25 protein-coding genes are annotated in these 23,600 nt (G+C 68.2%); 11 read left to right on the plus strand and 14 right to left on the minus strand.

Annotated elements, in window-relative coordinates; genetic code table 11:
• Nucleotides 1-28 precede the first annotated feature (28 nt).
• Genes MJQ72_RS37055 through MJQ72_RS37065 form a run of 3 tightly spaced genes read right to left on the minus strand, consistent with a single transcriptional unit; the run spans nucleotide 29 to nucleotide 2,437 of the window.
• Nucleotides 29-1,030 carry an aldo/keto reductase gene (locus MJQ72_RS37055; protein WP_240595669.1) on the minus strand — a complete coding sequence of 334 codons (1,002 nt, stop codon included), beginning with the start codon at nucleotides 1,028-1,030 and terminating at the stop codon, nucleotides 29-31.
• Nucleotides 1,031-1,055: 25 nt separating this feature from the next.
• Nucleotides 1,056-2,039 carry an aldo/keto reductase gene (locus MJQ72_RS37060; RefSeq protein WP_240595670.1) on the minus strand — a complete coding sequence of 328 codons (984 nt, stop codon included), beginning with the start codon at nucleotides 2,037-2,039 and terminating at the stop codon, nucleotides 1,056-1,058.
• Nucleotides 2,036-2,437 carry a MerR family transcriptional regulator gene (locus MJQ72_RS37065; RefSeq protein WP_016331293.1) on the minus strand — a complete coding sequence of 134 codons (402 nt, stop codon included), beginning with the start codon at nucleotides 2,435-2,437 and terminating at the stop codon, nucleotides 2,036-2,038. The genes MJQ72_RS37060 and MJQ72_RS37065 overlap by 4 nt, the downstream gene beginning before the upstream one ends.
• Before the next feature lie 84 nt (nucleotides 2,438-2,521).
• On the opposite strand from MJQ72_RS37065, the gene MJQ72_RS37070 reads away from it, so the two are divergent.
• The gene (locus MJQ72_RS37070; RefSeq protein WP_240595671.1) at nucleotides 2,522-3,118 is read left to right on the plus strand and encodes a TetR/AcrR family transcriptional regulator; all 597 of its coding nucleotides are present in this window, start codon (nucleotides 2,522-2,524) and stop codon (nucleotides 3,116-3,118) included.
• 256 nt (nucleotides 3,119-3,374) lie between these two features.
• On the opposite strand, the gene MJQ72_RS37075 is transcribed toward MJQ72_RS37070, so the two are convergent.
• The 4 genes from MJQ72_RS37075 to MJQ72_RS37090 form a co-directional block, all read right to left on the minus strand.
• Complete coding sequence (locus MJQ72_RS37075; RefSeq protein WP_240595672.1) at nucleotides 3,375-4,631, minus strand: hypothetical protein; 1,257 nt, start codon at nucleotides 4,629-4,631, stop codon at nucleotides 3,375-3,377.
• On the minus strand, nucleotides 4,628-5,221 hold the full coding sequence (locus tag MJQ72_RS37080; RefSeq protein ID WP_240601519.1) for an RNA polymerase sigma factor: 594 nt from the start codon (nucleotides 5,219-5,221) through the stop codon (nucleotides 4,628-4,630). Before MJQ72_RS37080 ends, MJQ72_RS37075 begins: the two co-directional genes overlap by 4 nt.
• Nucleotides 5,222-5,301: 80 nt before the next feature.
• Complete coding sequence (gene upp / locus MJQ72_RS37085) at nucleotides 5,302-5,925, minus strand: uracil phosphoribosyltransferase (protein WP_240595673.1); 624 nt, start codon at nucleotides 5,923-5,925, stop codon at nucleotides 5,302-5,304.
• 18 nt (nucleotides 5,926-5,943) lie between these two features.
• A complete protein-coding gene (locus MJQ72_RS37090; RefSeq protein ID WP_240595674.1) occupies nucleotides 5,944-6,387 on the minus strand; it encodes a protein-tyrosine phosphatase family protein in 444 nt (147 codons plus the stop codon).
• A gap of 105 nt (nucleotides 6,388-6,492) precedes the next feature.
• Between MJQ72_RS37090 and MJQ72_RS37095 the strand changes: the two genes are divergently transcribed.
• Genes MJQ72_RS37095 through MJQ72_RS37115 form a run of 5 tightly spaced genes read left to right on the plus strand, consistent with a single transcriptional unit; the run spans nucleotide 6,493 to nucleotide 11,582 of the window.
• Nucleotides 6,493-7,104 carry a DUF1707 domain-containing protein gene (locus MJQ72_RS37095; RefSeq protein ID WP_240601520.1) on the plus strand — a complete coding sequence of 204 codons (612 nt, stop codon included), beginning with the start codon at nucleotides 6,493-6,495 and terminating at the stop codon, nucleotides 7,102-7,104.
• A 24-nt stretch (nucleotides 7,105-7,128) separates the two neighbouring features.
• On the plus strand, nucleotides 7,129-8,292 hold the full coding sequence (locus tag MJQ72_RS37100) for a serine hydrolase domain-containing protein (RefSeq protein WP_315860791.1): 1,164 nt from the start codon (nucleotides 7,129-7,131) through the stop codon (nucleotides 8,290-8,292).
• 19 nt (nucleotides 8,293-8,311) lie between these two features.
• Nucleotides 8,312-9,286, plus strand: a complete 975-nt coding sequence (deoC, locus tag MJQ72_RS37105) for a deoxyribose-phosphate aldolase (protein WP_240595676.1) — start codon at nucleotides 8,312-8,314, stop codon at nucleotides 9,284-9,286.
• A 3-nt stretch (nucleotides 9,287-9,289) separates the two neighbouring features.
• Entirely contained in the window at nucleotides 9,290-10,723 is a 1,434-nt protein-coding gene (locus MJQ72_RS37110) for an aldehyde dehydrogenase family protein (RefSeq protein ID WP_240595677.1), read from the plus strand.
• Nucleotides 10,716-11,582 (plus strand): aldehyde dehydrogenase family protein, encoded by an 867-nt coding sequence (locus MJQ72_RS37115; RefSeq protein WP_240595678.1) that lies wholly within the window; start codon nucleotides 10,716-10,718, stop codon nucleotides 11,580-11,582. The genes MJQ72_RS37110 and MJQ72_RS37115 overlap by 8 nt, the downstream gene beginning before the upstream one ends.
• Nucleotides 11,583-11,722: 140 nt before the next feature.
• On the opposite strand, the gene MJQ72_RS37120 is transcribed toward MJQ72_RS37115, so the two are convergent.
• Entirely contained in the window at nucleotides 11,723-12,361 is a 639-nt protein-coding gene (locus MJQ72_RS37120) for a TetR/AcrR family transcriptional regulator (protein WP_240595679.1), read from the minus strand.
• A 215-nt stretch (nucleotides 12,362-12,576) separates the two neighbouring features.
• On the opposite strand from MJQ72_RS37120, the gene MJQ72_RS37125 reads away from it, so the two are divergent.
• Complete coding sequence (locus MJQ72_RS37125) at nucleotides 12,577-13,791, plus strand: cytochrome P450 (protein WP_240595680.1); 1,215 nt, start codon at nucleotides 12,577-12,579, stop codon at nucleotides 13,789-13,791.
• A gap of 8 nt (nucleotides 13,792-13,799) precedes the next feature.
• A complete protein-coding gene (locus tag MJQ72_RS37130; protein ID WP_063271889.1) occupies nucleotides 13,800-13,994 on the plus strand; it encodes a ferredoxin in 195 nt (64 codons plus the stop codon).
• Nucleotides 13,995-14,052: 58 nt separating this feature from the next.
• On the opposite strand, the gene MJQ72_RS37135 is transcribed toward MJQ72_RS37130, so the two are convergent.
• From MJQ72_RS37135 to MJQ72_RS37150, 4 genes are read right to left on the minus strand one after another with little or no spacing between them, the layout of a single operon-like run.
• The gene (locus MJQ72_RS37135) at nucleotides 14,053-14,868 is read right to left on the minus strand and encodes a carbohydrate ABC transporter permease (RefSeq protein ID WP_240595681.1); all 816 of its coding nucleotides are present in this window, start codon (nucleotides 14,866-14,868) and stop codon (nucleotides 14,053-14,055) included.
• Nucleotides 14,865-15,800, minus strand: coding sequence for a carbohydrate ABC transporter permease (locus MJQ72_RS37140; protein WP_038519394.1), 936 nt, complete (start codon nucleotides 15,798-15,800; stop codon nucleotides 14,865-14,867). Before MJQ72_RS37140 ends, MJQ72_RS37135 begins: the two co-directional genes overlap by 4 nt.
• Nucleotides 15,800-17,140 carry a sugar ABC transporter substrate-binding protein gene (locus MJQ72_RS37145; RefSeq protein ID WP_240595682.1) on the minus strand — a complete coding sequence of 447 codons (1,341 nt, stop codon included), beginning with the start codon at nucleotides 17,138-17,140 and terminating at the stop codon, nucleotides 15,800-15,802. Before MJQ72_RS37145 ends, MJQ72_RS37140 begins: the two co-directional genes overlap by 1 nt.
• Complete coding sequence (locus MJQ72_RS37150) at nucleotides 17,133-18,137, minus strand: zinc-dependent alcohol dehydrogenase family protein (RefSeq protein WP_240595683.1); 1,005 nt, start codon at nucleotides 18,135-18,137, stop codon at nucleotides 17,133-17,135. Before MJQ72_RS37150 ends, MJQ72_RS37145 begins: the two co-directional genes overlap by 8 nt.
• A 129-nt stretch (nucleotides 18,138-18,266) precedes the next feature.
• Here MJQ72_RS37150 and MJQ72_RS37155 point away from each other — a divergent pair, with 129 nt between their 5' ends.
• On the plus strand, nucleotides 18,267-19,247 hold the full coding sequence (locus MJQ72_RS37155; RefSeq protein ID WP_240595684.1) for a sugar-binding transcriptional regulator: 981 nt from the start codon (nucleotides 18,267-18,269) through the stop codon (nucleotides 19,245-19,247).
• 61 nt (nucleotides 19,248-19,308) lie between these two features.
• Here MJQ72_RS37155 and MJQ72_RS37160 read toward each other — a convergent pair whose 3' ends face one another.
• Nucleotides 19,309-19,668 (minus strand): helix-turn-helix domain-containing protein, encoded by a 360-nt coding sequence (locus MJQ72_RS37160; protein ID WP_240595685.1) that lies wholly within the window; start codon nucleotides 19,666-19,668, stop codon nucleotides 19,309-19,311.
• A 76-nt stretch (nucleotides 19,669-19,744) separates the two neighbouring features.
• Between MJQ72_RS37160 and MJQ72_RS37165 the strand changes: the two genes are divergently transcribed.
• Nucleotides 19,745-20,335, plus strand: coding sequence for an NADPH-dependent F420 reductase (locus tag MJQ72_RS37165; RefSeq protein WP_240595686.1), 591 nt, complete (start codon nucleotides 19,745-19,747; stop codon nucleotides 20,333-20,335).
• Between the two features lie 54 nt (nucleotides 20,336-20,389).
• Nucleotides 20,390-21,016 carry a hypothetical protein gene (locus MJQ72_RS37170; RefSeq protein WP_240595687.1) on the plus strand — a complete coding sequence of 209 codons (627 nt, stop codon included), beginning with the start codon at nucleotides 20,390-20,392 and terminating at the stop codon, nucleotides 21,014-21,016.
• A 25-nt stretch (nucleotides 21,017-21,041) separates the two neighbouring features.
• Here MJQ72_RS37170 and MJQ72_RS37175 read toward each other — a convergent pair whose 3' ends face one another.
• Complete coding sequence (locus MJQ72_RS37175; RefSeq protein ID WP_240595688.1) at nucleotides 21,042-23,546, minus strand: RNA helicase; 2,505 nt, start codon at nucleotides 23,544-23,546, stop codon at nucleotides 21,042-21,044.
• Nucleotides 23,547-23,600 lie beyond the last annotated feature (54 nt).

Raw genomic sequence — 23,600 nt, forward strand, 5'->3', positions numbered from 1 at the left:
TTTCCGAGGGCGCCGGCTTTTTTCATGTTCAGCGGGACAGCAGGCGCATGGCCGCTTCGGGGTAGCGCTCCCCCGCGACCGCGTCGGCGGGGACCGCCTCCTCGATCGCGGCGACGTCCTCGGCGGTCAGCTTCAGTCCGACGGACGCGACGTTCTCTTCGAGGTACTTGCGGCGCTTCGTGCCAGGGATCGGCACCACGTCGTCGCCCTGGGCCTGCACCCAGGCGAGCGCCAGCTGACCGGCGGTGACGCCCTTCCGCTCGGCCAGCGCGCGCAGCGCCTCGACGATCGCCAGGTTCCGCTCCAGGTTGCCTTCGGCGAACCGCGGCTGGGTCGTCTGACGGAAGTCACCGTCCGCGAAGTCCTCTTTGGACTTGAAGCGGCCGGTGAGGAAACCGCGGCCCAGCGGGGAATACGGCACCAGCCCGATGCCGAGCTCCCGGCAGACCGGGACGACCTCGTTCTCGATGTCGCGCGACCACAGCGACCACTCGGTCTGCACGGCCGTCACCGGATGCACGGCGTGCGCCCGGCGGATCGTCTCCGGACCGGCCTCGGACAGCCCGATATGCCGGATCTTCCCCTGCTCGACCAGCGAGGACAGCGCACCCGCGGTCTCCTCGATCGGCACCTCCGGGTCGACGCGGTGCTGGTAGTAGAGGTCGATGTGGTCGACGTCCAGCCTGCGCAGCGACGCCTCGACCTGTTGCCGCACATAGAATTCGTCGCCCCGGATACCACGTTTCGAGGGGTCCGCCTCGTCTCGCACGATGCCGAATTTGGTCGCCAGCACGACCTGGTCGCGCTTGCCGGCCAGCGCCCGCCCGACCAGCTCCTCGTTGCGGCCGAAGCCGTACATGTCGGCCGTGTCGATCAGGGTCACGCCCAGTTCGATCGCGCGGTGGATCGTCGCGATCGATTCGGTGTCGTCACCTTGGCCGTAGAACTCGCTCATGCCCATGCAGCCGAGCCCTTGCGCGCCGACTTCCAGCGTGCCGAGCCTGCGTGTGGGCAGGGTGGAACCCGTCATGATTTCGTCTCGCAATTCTCTCGGGTTACTTGCCGGCCGCGCGGGCGAGACGCTCCGGGTAACGCTCACCGGCGATCGCTTCGAGGGGCGCGGCCTTTTCGATGGCTTCGATGTCCACTTCGGACAGTTCCAGCTCCGCGGCGGCGGTGTTCTCTTCGAGGTACTTGCGGCGCTTCGTGCCCGGGATCGGCACGACGTCGTCGCCCTTCGCCTGCACCCAGGCCAGCGCGAGCTGCCCCGCTGTGACGCCCTTCTGCGCGGCCAGCTCGCGCAGCGCCTCGACGATGGCCATGTTGCGCTCGAAGTTGCCCTCGGCGAACCGGGGCAGGCCGCGGCGCAGGTCGTCCGCCGGAAGGTCCTTCACCGACGTCACACTGCCGGTGAGGAAACCGCGGCCGAGCGGCGAGAACGGCACGATGCCGACGCCGAGCTCGCGGGCGGTCGAGAGGATCTCGCCCTCGATGCCGCGCGTCCACAGCGACCACTCGCTCTGCAGCGCGGTCACGGGGTGCACGGCGTGCGCGCGACGGATGGTCTCGGCACTGGCTTCGGAGATCCCGGCGAAACGGATCTTGCCTTCCTGGACCAGCTCCGCGAGCGCTCCCCAGGTCTCCTCGACGGGAGTGTTCGGGTCGACGCGGTGCTGGTAGTAGAGGTCGATGTGGTCGACGTTCAGGCGGCGAAGGGACTCTTCGCAGCTCTGCTTGACGTACGCCGCGTCGCCGCGAGCGGACATCCCGCCGTCCTCGTCCCAGACGATGCCGAACTTGGTGGCCAGCACGACCTGGTCCCGTTTGCCCGCGATCGCGCGGCCGACCAGCTCCTCGTTCGCTCCCGCGCCGTAGACGTTCGCGGTGTCGAGCATGGTCACGCCCAGTTCGAGGGCGCGGTGGACGGTGGCGATCGATTCCGTGTCGTCGTCGCGGACACCGTAGGCCTGGCTCATCCCCATGCAGCCGAGTCCCTGCGCCCCGACTTCCAGACCGCCGAGCCTCCTGGTGCTGATCACGCTGAAATTCCCTCCACGGTGGCTCCGGTGCCGAGCACCTTGCGCTCCACCTGGTCGTAGTGGTCGATCTTGTAGTCGAGGATGTCGAGGCAGGTCTGCAGCTCGGCGATCCGATCGGCGACCGATTTACGCTGGTCGACGAGGATCGCCTTGCGCCGCCCCGCGCTCGACGCCCCGTGGTGGCGCAGGGAGGCGTACTCCCGCATCCGCTTGATGGGCATGCCGGTCAGGCGCAGCTTCGTCAGGAACCCCAGCCAGCCGAGATCGTCGTCGGTGTAAGCGCGCCGACCCGCGGCGTCCCGCGCCGGGGGCTCGACGAGTTTGATGCGCTCGTAGTACCGGAGAGTGTCGATGGACAGTCCGCTACGTCGCGCGGCTTCCGCTATCGAGTAGCTCATGTGAACGACAGTACGACCTGGAGTGCGCTCCAGGTCAACTCCGAATCCGAGCGATTGATAACAGCGTTGCGTTACTCTGGGATCATGCCCCGTCCCAGGACGCACGACGAGAACCTCCGGCTGAAACTGCTGGACCGCGCCGGTGAGCTCATCTCGGCCGACGGCCCGAAGGCACTCAGTCTCCGCAAACTGGCCGCCGACGTCGGTACGTCCACCACCGCGGTCTATTCGCTCTTCGGCGGGAAAACGGATCTCGTCAGCGCCCTCTTCGCCGAGGGCTTCCGCCGCTTCGGCCGCCGGATGTCGGGGGTCACGCTGAGCGGCGACCCGGTCGAGGACCTGGTGCGGCTGGGCGTCGCGTACCGGGAAAGCGCGCTGGCCGACCCGCACCTCTACGCGATCATGTTCACGAAGTCGGTGCCGGGTTTCGAGCCGGCGGACGAAACGGCGGGCCAGGCGCGCGCCACGATGGCGCCGCTCGAGGAGACGATCCGCAAGGCCGTCGCCGACGGCGCCTTCCTCGACGTGCCGCCCGAGGTCATCGCCGTGAGCTGCTGGGGCATCGTGCACGGCCTCGTGTCGCTGGAGCTGAACGGGAACCTGCCCGACGACTTCACCGTGAGCGCGGCTTACGAGGCCGCGCTGCGGGCGAACGCCTCGGGCTGGCTGCGCCGCGTTTAGCCCGCTAAACGCAGGTCGCGCGCGGGACCGGTCCGTGAAGGCCTCCTTGAGGGACTCTGGGTCTCTCAAGGAGGCCTTCACGGACTCCGCCGCCCTTGGCGAGGCCGGATCGCGTTTAGCCCGCTAAAGGCGATCCGCCTGCGGCGCCGTTCCCAGCCCACTCGCGTGAAGGCCCCCTTCCCTCGCCTCAGCCGAGGGAAGGCCCCCTCACGTGCACTCCACCCCAGAAGGATCGCGTTTAGCGGGCTAAACGCGATCAGTAGAGCGGCAGCGTGCCCTGGTGCAGGATCGCCCCCGCCGCGTCCAGGACGGTGATCCCCACCTTCGCGTTCTCGTAGTCCCGGCTGACCCCGTCGGGCATCCACGCCGCGAAGGTCCCGGCCCCGACCACCGCGTCGACGGTCTTCCCTGTCCCGAAGTCGAGCTTCACCGCGGCCGCGGCGGCCGGCACGACCCCGAGGTAGGCATTCTGCGGCTTCTCGCTCTTCCTGCCGACCGTTTCGGTCCGCAACGTGTACACGGGCCCCGCGGGCTTCGGCTGGTCGTACATGATCCGGTAGTACGCGGTCTTCCCGTCCCCGTACCCGAGCCCTCCTTGGCACAGGGTGACCAAACCCCCCAACCGGGCGACGACGACCCCGACGTCCTCGCCTTCGAGGAACGCGCCGACCTCGTAGGCGTCCCTGTCTGCCAGCGTCTCGGACGCCGACTCCACGCAGACGTTGAAGAACTCACCCGCCGGCGTGGCCCGGTCGGGCACCGGGAACACCGGTTTGTCGAGCTGCGTCACGGCCGGCTCCGGCGCGGGGCGAAGAGGGAACGGCGCGTGGTATCCGATCGGGCGGGATTGCTCCCCTGGCGTCGGCCCGACGGCGTAGGTGGTCCGAGCAGGCTTCATCGGCGCGAGGTGCACGAACAGGTTCCCCGGCCGGAAGACCGGGATGTCCCTCGTGGACAACGACGCGTCGTTCTGGCCCGTCATCTCCACTTTCGGCCATTCGGGATCGGCGATACCCGCGACCGTCCCGGCCGGGGTCATCAGCAGGGCCGCGGTCCGGGTGCCCGGCAGGTAGGGCGGAGCGGCGGCCGGATCGGACACAGTCGTCGTCATCAGCGTGGTCTCGCAGAAGAACGGCTTGTCCCGTGCCACCACCGCGACGACGGTGACCGACGGCGAAACGACGGTGAATCGCGGAGCCCATTCGTTCCGGCCGGGGAAACCCGCCTTCGACTTGACGGCGGCCCAGCACCGGTCCATCGCCGTCACCGCTTTCGGCCAGTCGAGGGAGAAGTCAGGGTTCGCGACGACGGGGCCCTGCCCGTCCGGCTCCCGGACGACCACGGTCGCGACCAGCGCTCCCGCCAGGACCAGGACGACGGCGGCCGCCGCGGCGACGATCGGCCATCGCCGCCGCGCGGGTTTTCCCATTCCCTCCCGCAGGGACATCCGCAGGTTGTCCAGCACTTCCGGAGGAAGCTCACGCCTGCCGGGCAGGCCGAGGTCGTCGGTCATTTCTCCTCCAGGGCGGCCCGCAGCTGCGCGCGGGCCCGCGAGATGTGGGCGCGAACGGTCACCTCCGCGACGCCGAGCAGTTCGGCGGCGTCGGTCTGGGAGAGATCGCCGAGCAGGCAGAGTTCGACGGCTTGACGTTGCGACTTCGGCAGCTTCGCGACCAAGGCGAGCACTTGCCGGAGACGGTCTTCGCCGTCGAGCTGGTCGACGACGGTGTCGGCGTGGTCGGACACCGACCGCGGTTCCGGTAGCCGCCGGACGAGCCGCAGCCGCCGTCCGGCACCGCGGTGTTCGCTGCGCGCGAGGTTGCCCACGACGGTGTACAGCCAGGGCAGCGCGCTGTCGCGGACGAGCATGATGTCCGCCCTGCGCCGCCAGGCGGTGAGAAAGGTCGCCGACGTCACGTCTTCGGCCGACGCCCAGGACCCGGTCAGCCGGTAGGCGTGGTTCCACACCGACTGGACATGTCGTTCGAACAGCTCGGTGAAGGCCCCGTGATCACCGCCCGCGGCCGTCCGCCACAGCTCCGTGTCGCTCCTGTCGGAAGGAGGTTCGCGTGAGTCCACCGGCACCCCCACCGTTCCGGTCACTGTTCTGGTCACATCTGTCAGTGACCGGCAACGGCGGAGTTGTTGCGAATCGCGTTTAGCCCGCTAAACGCGATTCGGGGTCAGACGGCCCCGTACTGCCGGTCCCCCGCGTCCCCGAGACCCGGCACGATGAAACCGGAATCGTTCAGCCGCTCGTCGATGCTCGCGGTCACCACCCGCAGCGGCAGCCCGGTCTTCTTCAGATGCTCGATGCCCTCGGGCGCCGCCAGCGCGCAGATCGCCGTGACGTCGGTGGCGCCCCGGTCGGTGAGCAGCCGGATCGTGTACTCCATCGACCCACCGGTCGCCAGCATCGGATCGAGCACCATCACCGGCCGGTCGGCGAGCGATTCGGGCAGCGATTCGAGGTACGGCGTCGGTTTGAGGGTCTCCTCGTCGCGGGCGAGGCCGACGAAACCCATCTGGGCGTCCGGGATCAGCTTGTGCGCCTGGTCCGCCATCCCGAGCCCGGCCCGCAGCACCGGCACGAGCAGCGGCGGGCTCGCCAGCGCGTAGCCGTCGGTGCGCGCCACCGGCGTATGGATCCGCTCGATCCGCACCGGTATGTCGCGCGTGGCTTCGTAGACCAGCATGACGGTCAGTTCGTGCAGTGCGGCGCGGAAGGCGGCGCTGTCGGTGCGCGCGTCGCGCATGGTGGAAAGCCTGGCCTTGGCCAGCGGGTGATCAACGACGTGCACATCCATGCCGGTCAATTTAGCCCGTCACGCCTGCCGCGCGAACCAGCCGACCCAGCGGCGCTGCCAGGGTGTCTCCACCGAACGCTTGTCGTGGTTGGCCCGCGCCCACGCCACCGCCTCGTCGGCGCTCAGCCCGGAAAGGGTGGCGAGGCAGGACAGCACGGTGCCGGTCCGCCCGACTCCGCCGTAGCAGGCGACCTCGACGCCCTCACCCGCCGCCGCCCGGGCGTGCAGGTCGACGATCCGGCGCCGCGCGTCCGCCCAGTCCGTCGGGAGCAGGAAGTCGGGCCAGCGGATCCAAGCCCGCTCCCAGTCCATTTTGTGATCGTGCTTCCGGCGCAGCTTCGCACCGCCCAGATACAGTCCGAAATCCGGCGAAGGCCCCTCTGGCCAGGAGCGACCCAGGCCCCGTCCGCGCACCTTTACCCCGTCCGGCAACTCGACGGCGCCGGGTAGTGAATTCCCCATCACGGGAGGATGCCACTGTCGACCATAAGATGGACGCTTGCCCCTCTCCTCGGCGCTAGGCTCCTCCAGGTGAGTGAAGAGCCGGCCCTGCCGGGCCCCGAACAGATGCGCATCTCCGACGCCGATCGCGAGCAGGTCGCGCAGGTGCTGCACGCGGCGATGTCCGAAGGGCGCATCACCATCAACGAGCTGGAAGAGCGGCTCACCGTCGTCTACGCGGCCAAGACCGTCGGGGACCTCAAACCGGTCACCGCGGACCTGCCGCAGCATTCGCGGTCGGCGATCGAGCCGGCGACGTCGCGCGCGCTGGGCCTGCCCGACGACCGCATCGGCGGGCATCCGGGCTCCGGCGCCTCGATCGCCGTGATGTCCGGCGCGTCGCGCAAGGGCAGCTGGGTCGTCCCGCCGCAGCACAACAGTTTCGCGTTCTGGGGCGGCGCCGAACTCGATCTGCGGCACGCGCGGTTCGCCGAGAAGCATTCGACGATCACCGCGGTCGCGATCATGGGCGGGATCGACATCATCGTGCCCGACGACATCAACGTGGACGTCACCGGAATCGGCTTCATGGGGGCCTTCGAGCTGGAGGACCGCGCCGGGACGCCCCCGGCGCCCCCGACGGCGCCCACCGTGAAGATCACCGGCCTGGCATTCTGGGGTGGGGTCGTCGTGAAGCGGAAACCACGCAAGAAGGACGTGCCTGGAATCGAAGGCTGACACATCTGCTGGGGGGATTTTCCGATGCGCCGAAGTTTCGTCGCGATCGTTTGTGCCGCAATGCTTTCCGTTACCGCGCTGCCGGCGGTGGCCGCCGAGAAGACCGATCCGCGCCAGGCCGCGATGGACGCGGCGGTCGCCGCGGGCATTCCCGGCATGGTCGCCGTCTCCGACGAGTTCCGCGGCGTCAGCGGTGTCGCGGACATCGAGCGGCCCGGCAAGCCCGACGCGTCGGGCCGCTGGAGGATCGCCAGCGTGTCCAAGGTGTTCGTCGCGACGCTGGTCCTTCAGCTCGTGGCCGAAAAACGCGTCGGGCTGGACGAGCCCGTCCAGCGTTATCTGCCCGGATTGCTGCCGTATCCGGAGCCGATCACCGTCCGCCAGCTGCTGCAGCACACCAGCGGCCTCCCGCGTGATCTGCTCCCCGAGGACACGTGGTCGTCGCCCGCGGAGGTCGACACCGAACGCTTCGAGCATTTCGACAGCGACGACATGATCCGCCTGAGCGTCACGAAGCAGCCGCTGCAGTTCAAGCCGGGGACGGGCTGGGCGTACTCGAACACCGGCTACAACGTCCTGGGCTTGCTGGTCGAGAAGATCACCCGGAAGCCGCTGGAACGCGTGCTCGCCGAGCGGATCACTGGCCCGCTGCACCTGCGCGACACCTCGCTCCCCCGCGACTTCCCGTTCCTGATCCGCCCGGCCGCCCGCGGCTACGAGCAGCTGTACGACGCGCCGCGCGGCCTCACCGACCTCACCACCTACAACTACACGCGCTATTTCGGCGCGGGCGGCATGGTGTCGTCGGGCAAGGACCTCAACCGCTTCTTCGAGGCGCTGCTCGGCGGTCGCCTGCTGCCCGCGGACCTGCTGAAGCAGATGAAGACGACGGTCCCGATGGGCGGCGGCTCGGAGTACGGGCTCGGCCTGATGAAGCTGAACCTCAAGACCGCCGGCGCCTGCGCGGAGGAGCACGTCGTCTGGGGTCACGGCGGTGACCTGCCGGGGTTCGCCACCCTCAGCTTCCATGACGACTCCGGCAAGGACATCTCCACGCTGGCCACCGTCGACCTCACCGCGTCGCCGGACGCCGAGCTCAAGCGCCAGCTGCCCATGGTCAGCGAGTTCTGCACCCCGGTCGTGCCCTCGACCAGGGCGGTCGCCCAGGCCCCGGTGCCCAGCCTGTAGGCCGCTTACACTCACCCGTATGACAGCTACGACCAGCTCGTCAGCGGCGACGGCAACCCCGTCACCGCTGGCGGACGCGACTCGCGACGAGGCGAGCCTGCGCCGGTTCCTGCACGGGCTGCCTGGTGTCGACCAGGTCGGCGTCGAGCAGCGGGCGGCGGGACTCGGCACGCGCAGTATCAAGAAGGCCGCCAAGCTCTGGGCGATCGACACCGCCATTTCGATGGTCGACCTGACGACCCTCGAAGGCGCCGACACCCAGGGCAAGGTCCGCGCGCTCGCGGCCAAGGCCAAGCGGCCGGATCCGGAACGCCCGGACACCCCGCAGGTCGCGGCCGTCTGCGTGTACCCGGACATGGTCGAAACGGCTGTCGAGGCCCTTCGCGGCACCGGGATCCACGTCGCGAGTGTGGCCACCGGCTTCCCCGCCGGCCGCACGAGCCGCGAGATCAAGCTGGCCGACACCAAGATCGCCGTGGACGCTGGCGCCGCCGAGATCGACATGGTGATCGATCGCGGCGCGTTCCTGGAAGGCCGTTACCTGGAGGTCTTCGAGGAGATCCAGGCCATCAAGGCCGCCTGTGGCAGCGCTCACCTCAAGGTCATCCTCGAAACCGGTGAGCTCGCCACCTACGACAACGTCCGCCGCGCGTCCTGGCTCGCGCTGCTGGCGGGCGGCGACTTCATCAAGACCTCCACCGGCAAGGTCTCGCCCGCCGCGACGCTGCCGGTCACCCACGTGATGCTGCAGGCCGTCCGCGACTGGTTCGCCCAGACCGGGGAATTGCGCGGCGTCAAACCGGCCGGTGGCATCCGGACGACCAAGGACGCGATCAAGTACCTGGTCGCGGTGCACGAGGTCGCCGGCGAGCAGTGGCTGAACCCGGATCTCTTCCGGTTCGGGGCGTCCAGCCTGCTCAACGACCTCCTGCTGCAGCGCCGCACCCAGGCCGACGGCCACTACAGCGGTCCCGACTACGTGACGGTGGACTGATCCATGGGCATCTTCGAGTACGCGCCCGCGCCCGAATCGCGCGACCTCGCGAACCTCAAACCGCATTACCGGCCGTTCGTGAACGGCGAATTCGTCGACGGCTCGGGTGAGCCGCTCAAGACGATCAACCCGGCCACCGAAGAGGTGCTCGCCGAGGTCGGCACCGCCTCGGTGTCCGATGTGGACACAGCGGTGAAGGCCGCGCGCAAGGCGTACAACAATGTCTGGTCCAAGATGCCGGGCAGCGAACGCGCCAAGTACCTGTTCCGCATCGCGCGCCTGATCCAGGAACGGTCGCGGGAACTGGCCGTGCTGGAAAGCCTCGACAACGGCAAGCCGATCAAGGAATCGCGCGATTCCGACGTGCCGACGGCCGCCGCGCATTTCTTCTACCACGCCGGTTGGGCCGACAAGCTCGATTACGCGGGCTACGGCCCGAATCCGAAGCCGCTCGGCGTCGCGGGCCAGGTCATCCCGTGGAACTTCCCGCTGCTGATGCTGGCGTGGAAGATCGCGCCCGCGCTGGCCACCGGCAACACCGTGGTGCTCAAGCCCGCGGAGACCACCCCGCTGACCGCGCTCGTGTTCGCGGAGATCTGCCAGCAGGCCGAACTCCCGCCCGGCGTCGTGAACATCCTGCCCGGCGCCGGGGACATCGGCGCCGCGCTGGTGGGCCACGGCGACGTGAACAAGGTCGCCTTCACCGGGTCGACCGAGGTCGGCAAGGCCATCCAGCGCCAGATCGCCGGCACGTCGAAGAAGCTGACGCTGGAGCTCGGCGGCAAGGCGGCGAATGTCGTCTTCGACGACGCTCCGCTGGACCAGGCCGTCGAGGGGATCGTCAACGGGATCTTCTTCAACCAGGGCCACGTGTGCTGCGCGGGGTCGCGGCTGCTGGTGCAGGAGTCCATCGCCGAGGAGCTGCTCGAAAAGCTGCGCTACCGCGTCTCGACGCTGCGGCTGGGCGACCCGCTCGACAAGAACACCGACGTCGGCGCGATCAACTCCGCCGAGCAGCTCGCGAAGATCAAGGGTCTCGTGGAGTCCGGCGACGCCGAGGGCGCGCAGCGCTGGACCAGCCCGTGCCCGGTGCCGGAACGTGGTTTCTTCTTCGCTCCCACGGTGTTCTCCGACGTTCAGCAGTCGATGCGCATCGCCCGCGAGGAGATCTTCGGGCCGGTGCTTTCGGTGCTGACCTTCCGCACGCCGGACGAGGCCGTCACCAAGGCGAACAACACGCCGTACGGACTGTCGGCCGGAATCTGGACCGAGAAGGGCTCGCGCATCCTCTGGATGGCGAACCAGCTCCGGGCCGGCGTCGTCTGGGCCAACACGTTCAACCGCTTCGATCCCGCCGCGCCGTTCGGCGGCTACCAGGAGTCGGGTTTCGGCCGCGAAGGCGGACGCACCGGACTGGAGGCCTACCTCGATGTCTGACCGTATTTCGGTGGCGAAGACCTACAAGCTCTACATCGGCGGCAAGTTCCCGCGTTCGGAGTCGGGCCGGGTGTATCCGGTCACCGACACCAAGGGCAAGTTCCTGGCGAACGCCTCGCACGCGTCGCGCAAGGACGTCCGTGACGCGGTTTCCGCCGCCCGCAAGGCTTTCGGCGGCTGGTCGGCGGCGACCGCATACAACCGCGGCCAGGTGCTGTACCGGGTGGCGGAGATGCTGGAAGGCCGCCGCGAACAGTTCGTCGCGGAGGTTTCGGCGTCCGAAGGCGTCGCGGCGAAGAAGGCTCAGTCCCTTGTGGACGCTTCGATCGACCGTTGGGTCTGGTACGCGGGCTGGACGGACAAGATCGCGACCGTGCTCGGCGCCGCCAACCCGGTCGCGGGCCCGTACTTCTCCTTCACCGTGCCGGAGCCGACCGGTGTCGTGGGTGTGCTCGCACCGCAGCAGTCTTCGCTGCTGGGCCTGGTGAGCGTGCTGGCCCCGGTGCTGGCGACCGGTTCGACCGCGGTGGTCGTCTCCAGCGCGGACCGGCCGCTGCCCGCGATCACGCTTTCGGAGGTCCTGGCGACGTCCGACCTGCCCGGCGGCGTCGCGAACATCCTGACCGGCCGCGCGTCGGAGCTGGGTCCGTGGCTCGCCTCGCACGGCGACGTCAACGCCCTCGACCCGACGGGCGCGGAGCCCTCCGCGCGGGCGGATCTGGCGCGTGAGGCCGCGGGCACCGTGAAGCGGGTCCTGACCGTCCCGGACGCCGAGCCGGACTGGACCGCCGACGCCGATATCGCGCGGTTGCGGCGGTACCTGGAGGCGAAGACGGTCTGGCACCCGCTGGGTGTCTAAGCCGCCCCGGTTTTCGCAGTTGGACACCTGACCGCGCCCGGCCCGAGGGGCTGAAGGGGACTTTCCCCGCGTCTCACGCAGCGAAGGGAGCTTTCCCCGCGTGACATGCGGGGAAAGTCCCCTTCAGCCGCGCTCGAACCTCAGGGGTCGAGATCGGCCCCGGTCAGCGCCCGGCCCGGCAGCGGCTCGTGCGAGCCCATGGCCCGCAAGCCGTCGATCATGATCCCGATGCAGCGCCTCGTCGCCATCCGCGCGACCTCCTCGCCCTTGCCGGGCATCTGCCGCAGCAGTGTCGCGAACAGGATCGCGACGTCACCGGTGGCGACGTCCGTCCGGAGCCTGCCCTCCGCCTGCGCGCCCTGGACGAAAGAGTCCATCACCAGCAGCAACTCGTCACGCAGGGCCTTGATCGCGGGATCACTCTTCAGGATCGCCAGCGCCCGCGGCGACACCATCGCGAGCTGAATGCTCAGCTGCAGTTCCATCGACTGGTGCAGGAGCCGGATCAGGGCGTCCCAGTCCGAGGACTCCTGGTCCTTCGCGGCCTTCGCGTCCCTGAGAACCCGGTCGAAATTGTCGACGGCGACCGCCCGGATCAACGCGTCCCGATCCGGGAAGCGACGGTAAAGGGTGCCGACTCCGACGCCCGCCGAGCGCGCGATCTCCTCCATCGGGACCTCGGCGCCCTGGGCGGCGAAGATGACTCTCGCGGCGGCCAGGATCTGATCCCGGTTCCGGCGCGCGTCGGCGCGCAAGCGGGTCTCGGGGTCGGCTGTCATGGTCCTCGCCTCTCGAAGGTCCTTCAGGGCCGTGATTCTCGCACGTAAGGGCGTGCCCTTCACGCCTCCCGGGAAACCACCCCTTCGCGAGTGGACGACCTGCCTCCACTTGAGTACCTTGGGTTCATAAGCGGAATGAAACCATCCGTATATGTTTTGGGGCCCCCTGTCCGATTCCGCCCGAACCCACCCGACATCTGGGGAAGGACAACCCGATGACTGACGTCGAGGAAACCACCGCGACCTTGCCGCTGGCCCGGAAATGCCCGTTTTCACCACCGCCCGAATACGAGCGGCTTCGCGAGGAAAGTCCGATTTCCCGGGTCAGCCTTCCTTCCGGCCAAACGGCTTGGGCGCTCACCCGGCTCGAAGACATCCGCGAAATGCTGAGCAGCCCGCATTTCAGCTCCGACCGGCAGAGTCCGTCGTTCCCGCTGATGGTCGCGCGGCAGATCCGCCGCGAGGACAAGCCGTTCCGCCCGTCCCTCATCGCGATGGACCCGCCGGAACACAGCCGGGCCAGGCGTGACGTCGTCGGGGAATTCACCGTCAAACGCATGAAGGCGCTTCAGCCGCGTATTCAGCAGATCGTCGACGAGCATATCGACGCCCTGCTCGCGGGCCCCAAACCGGCCGATCTCGTCCAGGCGCTTTCCCTGCCGGTTCCGTCCTTGGTGATCTGCGAACTGCTCGGCGTCCCCTATTCGGACCACGAGTTCTTCCAGTCCTGCAGTTCCAGGATGCTCAGCCGCGAGGTCACCGCCGAAGAGCGGATGACCGCGTTCGAGTCGCTCGAGAACTATCTCGACGAACTCGTCACCAAGAAGGAGGCGAACGCCACCGAGGACGATCTCCTCGGCCGTCAGATCCTGAAGCAGCGGGAAACGGGCGAGGCCGACCACGGCGAACTCGTCGGGCTGGCGTTCCTGCTGCTCATCGCCGGGCACGAGACGACGGCGAACATGATCTCGCTCGGCACGGCGACCCTGCTGGAGAACCCCGATCAGCTGGCGAAGATCAAGGCGGATCCGGGCAAGACCCTCGCCGCGATCGAGGAACTGCTGCGCGTCTTCACGATCGCGGAGACGGCGACCTCACGCTTCGCCACGGCGGACGTCGAGATCGGCGGCACGCTCATCCGCGCGGGTGAAGGCGTCGTCGGCCTGAGCAACGCGGGCAACCACGATCCGGCAGGTTTCGAGAACCCGGACACCTTCGACATCGAACGCGGCGCCCGGCATCACGTCGCCTTCGGATTCGGTGTGCACCAATGCCTCGGCCAGAACTTGGCGAGGTTGGAACTCCAGATCGTGTTCGATACGTTGTTCCGGCGAGTGCCGGGCATCCGGATCGCCGTTCCGGTCGACGAACTGCCGTTCAAGCACGATTCGACGATCTACGGCCTCCACGCCCTCCCGGTCACCTGGTAGGAGGAGCCATGAAGATCATCGCGGACACCGGGAAATGTGTGGGCGCGGGCCAGTGCGTGCTCACCGATCCCGACCTGTTCGACCAGAGCGAGGACGACGGGACGGTCCTTCTGCTGAACGCCGAGCCCGAAGGCGAAGAGGCGGAGGAGAACGCGCGCACCGCCGTGCACATTTGTCCGGGGCAGGCGCTGTCGCTCGCGTAGGGAGTGGGGCTCGTGAGTGGTGAGGACGGTTAGAACCGTCCTTACCACTCACGAGGCTCTACTTGACCGCGCCCATCGACAGGCCCCGCACCAGGTGGTTCTGCGCGATCCAGCCGACGATCATCACCGGCAGCGACGCGAGCAGCGCGGCCGCGGAAAGCTGCGCCCAGTACAAGCCCTCGCTGGTGATGAACCCGACCAGGAACACCGGCACCGTCCCGGCCCGCGCGGCGGTGAGGTTGACCGAATAGAAGAACTCGGTCCACGAGAAGATCACGCAGATCAGCGCGGTCGCGGCCACCCCTGGCGCGACCACCGGCATGATGATCTTCCGGAGCAGGATCGGCAGCGTCGCCCCGTCGATCCGGCCCGCCTCGATCATCTCGTGCGGCACCTCCAGGAAGAACGACCGCATCATCCAGATCGCCAGCGGCAGGTTCATCGAGGTGTACAGGATGATCAGCGCCCACACGTTGTCCAGCAGCTGGGTGTTCTGCGAGATCACGTAGAGCGGGATGATCGCCGCCACGATCGGCAGCATTTTCGTCGACAGGAAGAAGCCGAGCGCGTTGCTCGTCCCCTTCACCGGCGCCAGCGAGAGCGCGTACGCCGCCGGGATTCCCAGCAGCAGCACGAAAAGCGTCGAAACCACGGTCACGAACGCCGAATTCGACAGGTACGGCAGGAATCCGCGTTCGAGTACGCCCGCGAACTGGTCGAGCGTCGGGGTGAAGACCAGCCGGGGCGGATCAGTGTAGGCGTCGGCCTCCTGTTTGAAGGCCGTGAGGATCATCCACAGCAGCGGGAACACGAACAGGATGGCGAGCACCCAGGTCGCGACCGTCAGCGCGCCGGGGCCGAAACGGCTTTTCATTTCGCGCCTCCCTGTACCGAGAACGTGCGGAACATCAGCCGCAGCGCGAAGGTCGCGACGATCATCGTCAGGATCACGACGATCACGCCCATCGCGGACGACTGCCCGATGTCGAAACCTTGGAACGCCCGCTGGTAGATGTAGAACGGCAGGTTCGTGCTGGCCGTCCCCGGGCCGCCTTGGGTCATCAGGAAGATCGCGTCGAAGCTGTTCACGATGTAGATCGCGCCCAGCAGCGTCGCCAGCTGCAGGAACCGGCTCAGATGCGGCAGCGTGATCGCGGTGAACGTCCGCCAGCGGCCGGCGCCGTCGACCGACGCGGCCTCCAGCACGTCCTTCGGCTGGCTCTGCAGCCCGGCCAGGATCAGCAGCATCATGAACGGCGTCCACTGCCAGACGACCTGCGCCATCACGGCGGCCAGCGGGAACTCCGAAAGCCAGTCGACGTCGGTGCCGAACACGAAGTGCAGCAATCCGTACGTCGGGTCGAACATCGTCGTCTTCCACAGCAGCGCGCCCGCCGCGGGCAGGATGAGGAACGGCGTGATCAGCAGGGTCCGGACCACACCGCGCCCGAGGAACTTACGGTCCAGCAGGATCGCGAGCCCCAGGCCGAGCAGCAGCGAGAAGAACACGCAGACGACCGTGAGCACGACGGTGTTCAGCAGCGCGCCGAGGAACGTCGAGTCGGCGAAGACGTCTATGTAGTTCTGCAGCCCGACGAAATGCCGCGAGCCCGGCCGCACCAGGTTCCACGACTGGAACGAGTAGAACACCGTCAGCACGAAGGGCAACTGCGTCACGGCGACGACGAACAACAGCGCGGGCAGCAGCGGCAGCCGTCGTTTGAACGGTGTGTCGGTGCCGCGCTTCGGAGCCGCCTTCTTCGCATGGGCCGGCTCCGGACGGGCAGGAGCGGAGATCGTGGCCATCACTGCACCTCCTGATACGACTTGCCGACGGTCTGCGCGTACTCCTGCGACTGCTTGAGCGCTTCGTCCACGGTGATCTGGCCCGCGATCGCCGCCGAAAGCTGCTGGCTCACCCGCGTGCCGAGATCCTGGAACTCGGGGATGCCGACGAACTGGATCCCGGGATAGGGCACCGGATTCGCCATCGTCTTCCGCTGGTCGGCGTCCGCGATGCCGTCCAGCGTCGGCTGCGCGTAGGCCTTCGCGGCCTCGCGGTACTGCGGGATGTCGTAGGTCGACTTCCGCACGCCCGGCGGGACCCGGTTCCAGTCGCCGAATTCCTTGGCGACCCGCTGCACGTACGCCTTGTCGGTCATCCAGGACATGAACTTGAAGGCGATGTCCTTGTGCTTCGCGACCTTCGGGATCGCCAGCGCCCACGTGTAGAGCCAGCCGCTCGCCTGCGTCTTCTCCACCGGAGCCGGGGCGTAGCCGGACTTCCCGACGACCTTGCTGGCCGACGGATCCTCGTTCGTACCCGCCATGACCGTCGCGTCGTACCACATCGCGGCCTGGCCCTGGGTGTACCGCGTGCCGCATTCGGAGAAGCCCGCGCTCGACGCGCCGACCTCGCCGTGGTTCCGCACGAGGTTCACGTAGAACTCGGCGGCGGCCTTGAACTCGGGGCTGGTCAGCTTCGCGTTCCAGTCCTTGTCGAACCACTGCGCGCCGAAGGTGTTGGCGACCGTGGTGAACGGCGCGAGGCTCTCGCCCCAGCCGGGCTTGCCGCGCAGGCAGATCCCGGCGATGCCCTTGGCCTTGTCGTCGAGTTTCGCGGCGTACTCGGCGATCTGCGTCCAGGTCGGCTTGGCGGGCATGGTGATCCCGGCCTGCTCGAACAGATCCTTCCGATAGGCCAGGAACGACGACTCGCCGTAGAACGGCACCGCGTACAGGGATCCGTTGTGCGACAAGGATTCCTTGATACTCGGGATGAAGTCGTCCGCGTCGTAGCCGGGATTCGCCGCGATATGCGGGTCGAGGTTTTCCAGCCAGCCGTTCGCGGCCCATTGCGGCGCCTCGTAGTTGCTGATCATGACGACGTCGAATTCGCCGCCTTCGGTGGCCGTCGACGCGGTGATCTTCGCGCGCGCCTGGTTTTCGGGCAGCGACACGAATTTGAGGCTGACGCCGGGGTTCGCCTTCTCGAACTCACCGGAAAGCTCGATGGCGTCCTTCATCTGCGGGTTCGCGACGATCGCGACGACGAGCGTCCGGTCACCGGTCCCGAGCGCGCCCGCACCGGCACATCCGGTGAGGGTCAGCAAGAGGACCGAGAGCAGAGCGGCTGCTTTACGCACCTTCGCCTCCCGGTATGACCTGCACCTTCAGGCCGGCGCCGCTGCGCATGAGGGCGAGAGCGTCGGGGTACTGCTCCAGCGGGAGGGTGTCGGTGAGCAGCGCGGCGGTGTCGACGGCGCCGTCGGCGACCAGGTCGAGCGCGGCACCGAAGCTGTTCATGACGGCCATCGAGCCGACGACGGTGATCTCGTCGTTGTAGATCCGGAACGGCGAAAGCGCGACGCGCGCTTCGGCGGGCGCGACGCCGAAGACCAGCAGGCGGCCTCCGCGCTGAAGCGAGTCGAAAGCGGCTTCGATGGCGGGCGCGGCGCCGGTGCAGTCCGCGGCGGCGTCGAACTTCTCGTCGTCGAGGTCCTTCACGTCACCCGCGACCGCGGCCGCGCCGAGGTCCATCGCCCGGCCGAGCCGTGAGGTGTTGCGGTCGACCACCGTGACATGGGCGCCCGCGCGCTGCAGCAACTGCTGCATGATCAGCCCCATCGTGCCCGCGCCGACGACGAGGAACCGCTCCCCCGCCTCGACGCCGATCCGGCGCACGCCGTGGACCGCGCAGGAGACCGGCTCGACGAGGGCACCCTGTTCCCAGGTCATCGTGTCCGGCATGCGGTAGCAGTTCGCGGAGGGAACGGCGACGTACTCGGCGAAGGCGCCGTCGACGGTGTCGCCGGTCGCGTTCCAGTTCTCGCAGAGGTTGCCGCGGCCGGACCGGCAAGGCTTGCAGTAGCCGCAGAACAGCGACGGGTCGACGGCCACCCGGTCGCCGATCTTCCAGCCACCCGGCACGTCCGCGCCGAGTTCGACGATCTCGCCGGCGAATTCGTGGCCGGGGACGATCGGATAGGGCGTCGGCGGGAAGTGCCCGTCGGCGATGTGGAGGTCGGTGCCGCAGATCCCGCAGGCACCCACCTTGACGACGACCTGGCGATCCCCCGGTTTCGGATCGGGTACCTCGCCGACCCTGATCTCCCCGGGCTTGTCCACGATCGCGGCACGCATGCCAGCTCCTCTTCTCTCCGCTCAAATGAGCGGGCTGGGCTTATGCTTCGGACTGCATGTGCAGGCATGGTGAACTTTTCCCTGGAGTTACGTCAACCTTTCGGGCAGATTTCGCGGTATAGTGCTCATATGAGCGGGAAGAAACAGGGTCCCGGCCTGGTGGAGTCGCTACGCCTGGCCGCGGTGGCCCGGCGCTTCTACGAACAGGGCGCCTCGAAACTCGAGATCGCCGAGGAGTTCGGGATCAGCCGGTTCAAGGTCGCGCGCATGCTGGACACGGCCAGGGAAAGCGGCATCGTGCGGGTCGAGTTCCGGCTGCCGGCCCCGGTCGATCTCGCACTGTCCGAGGAGATCCGCTCCGCGTACCGGCTCGACCGGGTCCTCGTGCTCGAACGAGCGCCGGAACCGGAATCCCGCGAAGTCGCCCGGCGCAAGATCGGCACCCTCGCCGCCCGCCTCCTGGCCGAAATCGTCACTCCCGGCGATGTTCTCGGCCTCTCGTGGGCACGTTCGGTGAACGCGATGACCGACGCGATCGAGTCGCTGCCGAACTGCCCGATCGTGCAACTGTGCGGCGTGCAGGCGGGTATGGACATGCGCGACCGGTCGGTGGAGACGGTCAGCCGGGTGGCCTCCGTCTCGGGTGGAGCGTCGTACCCGATCTTCGGCCCGCTCGTCCTCCCCGACCGCCGCACCACCGAGACGCTGCGCCGGCAGCCGGGTATCGCGGAGACCTTCGGGCAGTTCAAGAACCTGACGAAGGCGGTCGTCAGCATCGGCGCGTGGAAGCCCGAGGAGTCGACGGTGTACGACGCGCTCGACGAGGCCGAGCGGAGCGCGATCGCGAAACGCGGCGCCAAGGCCGAGGTTTCGGCGCGCCTGTTCGACGCCGACGGGAACCCGATGTCCACCGGGCTGGCCCACCACGTCCTGGCCATCAGCGCCGAAGAACTCCTGGCGGTCCCCGAGGTGATCGCGCTGGGCTACACGGAACCGAAGGCCGAAGCGATCGACGCCGTCCTGCGCTCCGGAATGGTCTCGACGCTGATCACCGACGCCGCCGCGGCCGTCCCGCTGCTCAAACTGGCCGAGGCCCGCCCGCCCTCCTGACCGCGTGTCGTCCGCCCAATCACGCGAGTTACGCCTCTAATCACGCGAGTTACGTCTCCAATCACGCGAGATCGCGTAAACGGGACGCCTCGTCCTGCGCCGCCATCACCTCGTCGCCATGCCTGAACGCCCATTCCCCGAACGCTTCGATGGGCGCCAGCAGTGTGGCCCCGAGATCCGTCAGCGAGTACTCGACCTTCGCCGTGCGCCCGCAGTCCCGCCGGTGGACGAGACCGTTGAACTCCAGCCGCCGGACCGTCTCCGTGAGCACCTTCGTGCTGATCCCGCCCAGCCGTCGCCGCAGTTCGGCCGGGCGCAGCGGTCCTTCGCGCAGGGCCCACAGCACGACCGGGTTCCACGTGTTCGCCATCAGGTCGAAGGCCAGCCGGGCACGGCAATCGGCGAGGAAGACGTCGTTCATCGGACCTCCGGTAACCATTCGGTACCCGCGCGGCTTTCTACGGTCGGTGCTGTCACTCGATCTTAGGGAGCAGCACATGCGTATCGGTATTTTCGGCGCCGGCGGGATGGCGGAGGCGCTCGGCGGCCGGTGGGCCGGGGCCGGGCACGAGGTGATGGTCGCCGCCCGCGACCGGGCCAAGGCCGCCACGATCTCGCCGCGAGTGGGGACCTGGGCGGAGACCGCCCGCGCCAGTGACGTGATCCTGCTCGCCGTTCCCGCCGCGTCCGTACTGGAAGTCCTCGCCGCGGCAGGGGATCTCACCGGGAAGGTCTTGATCGACTGCACCAACGCGGTCGGGCCCGGCGCCGTGCTCACGGTGCCCGATCAGGCCGCCCGGATCGCCGCCGCCGCGCCCGGCGCGCACGTGGTCAAGGCGTTCAATCTGTGCCACGTGGACGTCTGGCGGATGACCCCGCCGGTGTTCGGCGGCCGTCCGCTCGCGGTGCCGATCTGCGGCGACAAGGTCGGCGAAGTGAGCGAACTGGTCCGTGACCTCGGGTGCGCACCGCTGGTCGCGGGCGGGCTCGACCGGGCGGGGCTCATGGAGGCGACCATGGCGTTCATGGTCGGGCTGTGGTTCGACGGCCACGACGCCCAGGCCTGCTTCCCGCCCCTTCCGGTGTGATTTCAGGGTTGTCCCCGATGCGCCGGGCCGGTTGCCCACGCGACCGTGTCCGGTATGGGGACGAAGGCCTGGCGACAGCTGACCGTGTGGCTGCACGTCGTCACTTCGGTCGGCTGGATGGGACAGGCCCTGGCGCTATTCACCCTCCTGGTGATCGGCCGCACGAGCGAGGACGGCGGGATCCGCGTCGCCGCGACGTCGATGGCGCACGAAATCGACACGTTCCTGCTGGCGCCGCTCGCCAACGCGTCGGCCTTCACCGGCTTCATGCTCGCCGCGGGGACGGCGTGGGGATTCGCCCGGCACTGGTGGGTGCTGGCGAAGTTCGCGATCACGCTCGTCCAGCTCTACGCCGGGATCTTCCTGCTGTCGGGCGCCTTACGGGATTCCGTCGGCAGTGACCCGCCGCCGGTGGCACTGACCGCCGGGACGGCGCTGATGGCGAGCGCTTTGGCGTTCCAGGCCTGGCTTTCGGTGGCGAAACCGTGGGGCAAGGTCCGCTCGGGCGTGAAGCTGCCGACCGCGCCGACGTGGGTGTTCGCCGCCGCGGTCCTCGCGCCGCTCACCGACATCACGGTGGGCCTGCTCCTGGGCTATCCGCTGCCCGCACTGTCCCTGATCGTGCTGATCGTCCAGCTGGTGCGGCGCCGCTTGACGCTCGTGAGTGGCAAGGACGGTTAGAACCGTCCTTGCCACTCACGAGGCGTCAGAGCCGGTCCACCGCCGTGATCCGGATGACCGCCGAACCCGCCTCGTCCGAAGCCGCCAGGTCGACCTCCGCGCTAATGCCCCAGTCGTGATCACCCGCCGGATCGTCGAAGATCTGCCGAACCCGCCAGATCTCCTTCTCCTGCTCGATGATCAGCAGCTTCGGCCCGCGCGCGTCCGGCCCGATGCCGAGCGTTTCGTGCTCGTCGTAGTAGTCCTCGATGGCGTCTTCCCACGCGTCCGCGTCCCAGCCCGACGCCGCGTCCAGCTCGCCGAGCGTGTCGTAGGCACGCCGCGAAGCCAGCTCGACCCGGCGGAACAGCTCGTTCCGCACGAGCACCCGGAACGCCCGCTCGTTGCGCGTGACGGCGGGCGGCTCGGACGGCGGCCGCGTCGAAACCGGGCCTTCCTCTTCGGGATGCCGCAAGGCTTCCCATTCGTCGAGGAGGCTGGAGTCGACCTGGCGCACGAGCTCGCCGAGCCATTCGATGAGGTCCTGCAAGCCCTCGTTCTTGGCCTCGTCGGGCACCGTGTGCCGCAGCGAGTCGTAGGTGTCGGTGAGGTACCGCAGCACCAGCCCTTCCGAGCGGGCGAGCTGGTAGAAACCGATGTACTCCACGAAGTTCATCGCGCGCTCGTACATGTCGCGCACGACGGACTTCGGCTTGAGCTCGTAGTCCTCGACCCACGGATGCCCTTGCCGGTAGCGGGAATACGCCGCCTCCAGCAGTTCCTCCAGCGGCTTCGGGTACGTGACGTTCTCGAGCAGCTCCATCCGCTCGTCGTACTCGATGCCCTCGGCCTTCATCGCCTGCACGGCCTCGCCGCGCGCCTTGAACTGCTGCTGCGACAGCACCGGACGCGGGTTGTCCACAGTGGATTCCATAATGGACACGACGTCGAGCGGATACGACGGCGACTCGACGTCGAGGAGTTCGATCGCCGCCAGCGCGAACGGCGAGAGCGGCTGGTTCAGCGCGAAATCGAACTGCAGGTCCACGGTCAGCCGGACGATGCGGCCCTGCTCGTCGGGTTCGTCGAGCCGTTCCACCACACCGGCCGCGAGCAGCGCGCGATAGATCGCGATCGCGCGCAGGATCAGTTTCCGCTGAGCGGGACGGTCGGAATGGTTGTCCTCCAGCAGATGCCGCATCGAGTCGAACGCGTTGCCCGGCCGGGAGATCACGTTCAGCAGCATCGAGTGGCTGACGTGGAAGCTCGACGTCAGCGGCTCCGGCTCGGCCGCGATCAGCCGGTCGAAGGTGCTCTCCGTCCAGTTGACGAACCCTTCGGGCGCCTTCTTGCGGACGATCTTCTTTTTCTTCTTGGGATCGTCGCCCGCCTTCTCCAGCGCCTTGGCGTTTTCGACGACGTGGTCCGGCGCCTGCACGACGACGTAGCCGTCGGTGTCGTACCCGGCGCGGCCCGCGCGGCCGGCGATCTGGTGGAACTCGCGCGCCTTGAGATGCCGTTGCCGCACACCGTCGTACTTCGTCAACGCTGAAAAGACCACGGTGCGGATCGGTACGTTGATGCCGACGCCGAGCGTGTCGGTCCCGCAGATCACCTTCAGCAGCCCGGCTTGCGCGAGCTGCTCGACGAGGCGCCGGTACTTCGGCAACATGCCGGCGTGGTGCACGCCGATACCGTGCCGGACCAGCCTCGACAGCGTCTTCCCGAACCCGGCCGAGAAGCGGAAGTCGCCGAGCATCTCGGCGATGGCCTCCTTCTCCGCCTTCGAAGTGACGTTGATGCTCATCAGCGTCTGCGCGCGCTCGATCGCCGCGGCCTGCGAGAAGTGCACGACGTAGACCGGCGACTGCCCGCCGTTGAGCAGCTCGGACATCGTCTCGTGCAACGGCGTCAGCGCGTAGCGGAAGGTGAGCGGCACCGGCCGCTCCGCCGAGGTGACCACCGCCGTCGGGCGGCCGGTCCGGCGGGTGAGGTCCTTCTCGAAGAACGAGACGTCGCCCAGCGTGGCCGACATCAGCACGAACTGTGCCTTCGGCAGTTCCAGCAGCGGCACCTGCCAGGCCCAGCCGCGATCCGGCTCCGAATAGAAGTGGAACTCGTCCGCGACGACCTGGCCGACCGGCGCGTCGGCACCGAAGCGCAACGCCATGTTCGCCAGGATTTCCGCCGTGCAGCAGATGATCGGCGCGTCGGCGTTGACCGCCGAGTCGCCGGTCATCATGCCGACGTTCTCGGCGCCGAAGATCTCGATGAGCTGGAAGAACTTCTCCGAGACGAGCGCCTTGATGGGTGCCGTGTAGAAGCTGCGGCGGCCGTGGGCGAGCGCGGTGAAGTGCGCCCCGACGGCGACCAGGCTCTTACCCGAGCCCGTCGGGGTCGACAGGATCAGGTTCGCGCCGGAGACCACTTCGATGATGGCCTCTTCCTGCGCGGGGTACAGCTCCAACCCGCGCTCGGCCGTCCAGGTGGAGAAGGCTTCGAACAGCGAGTCGGGGTCGGGATCCGCAGGCAGGAGGTCTGTAAGTGTCATCAGAGGACCTATCGTGCCATCCGTTGGTCGCTTCTTGCCCAGGGGTGATCGCGC

The organism is Amycolatopsis sp. EV170708-02-1 (assembly GCF_022479115.1).
GTDB lineage: Bacteria > Actinomycetota > Actinomycetes > Mycobacteriales > Pseudonocardiaceae > Amycolatopsis.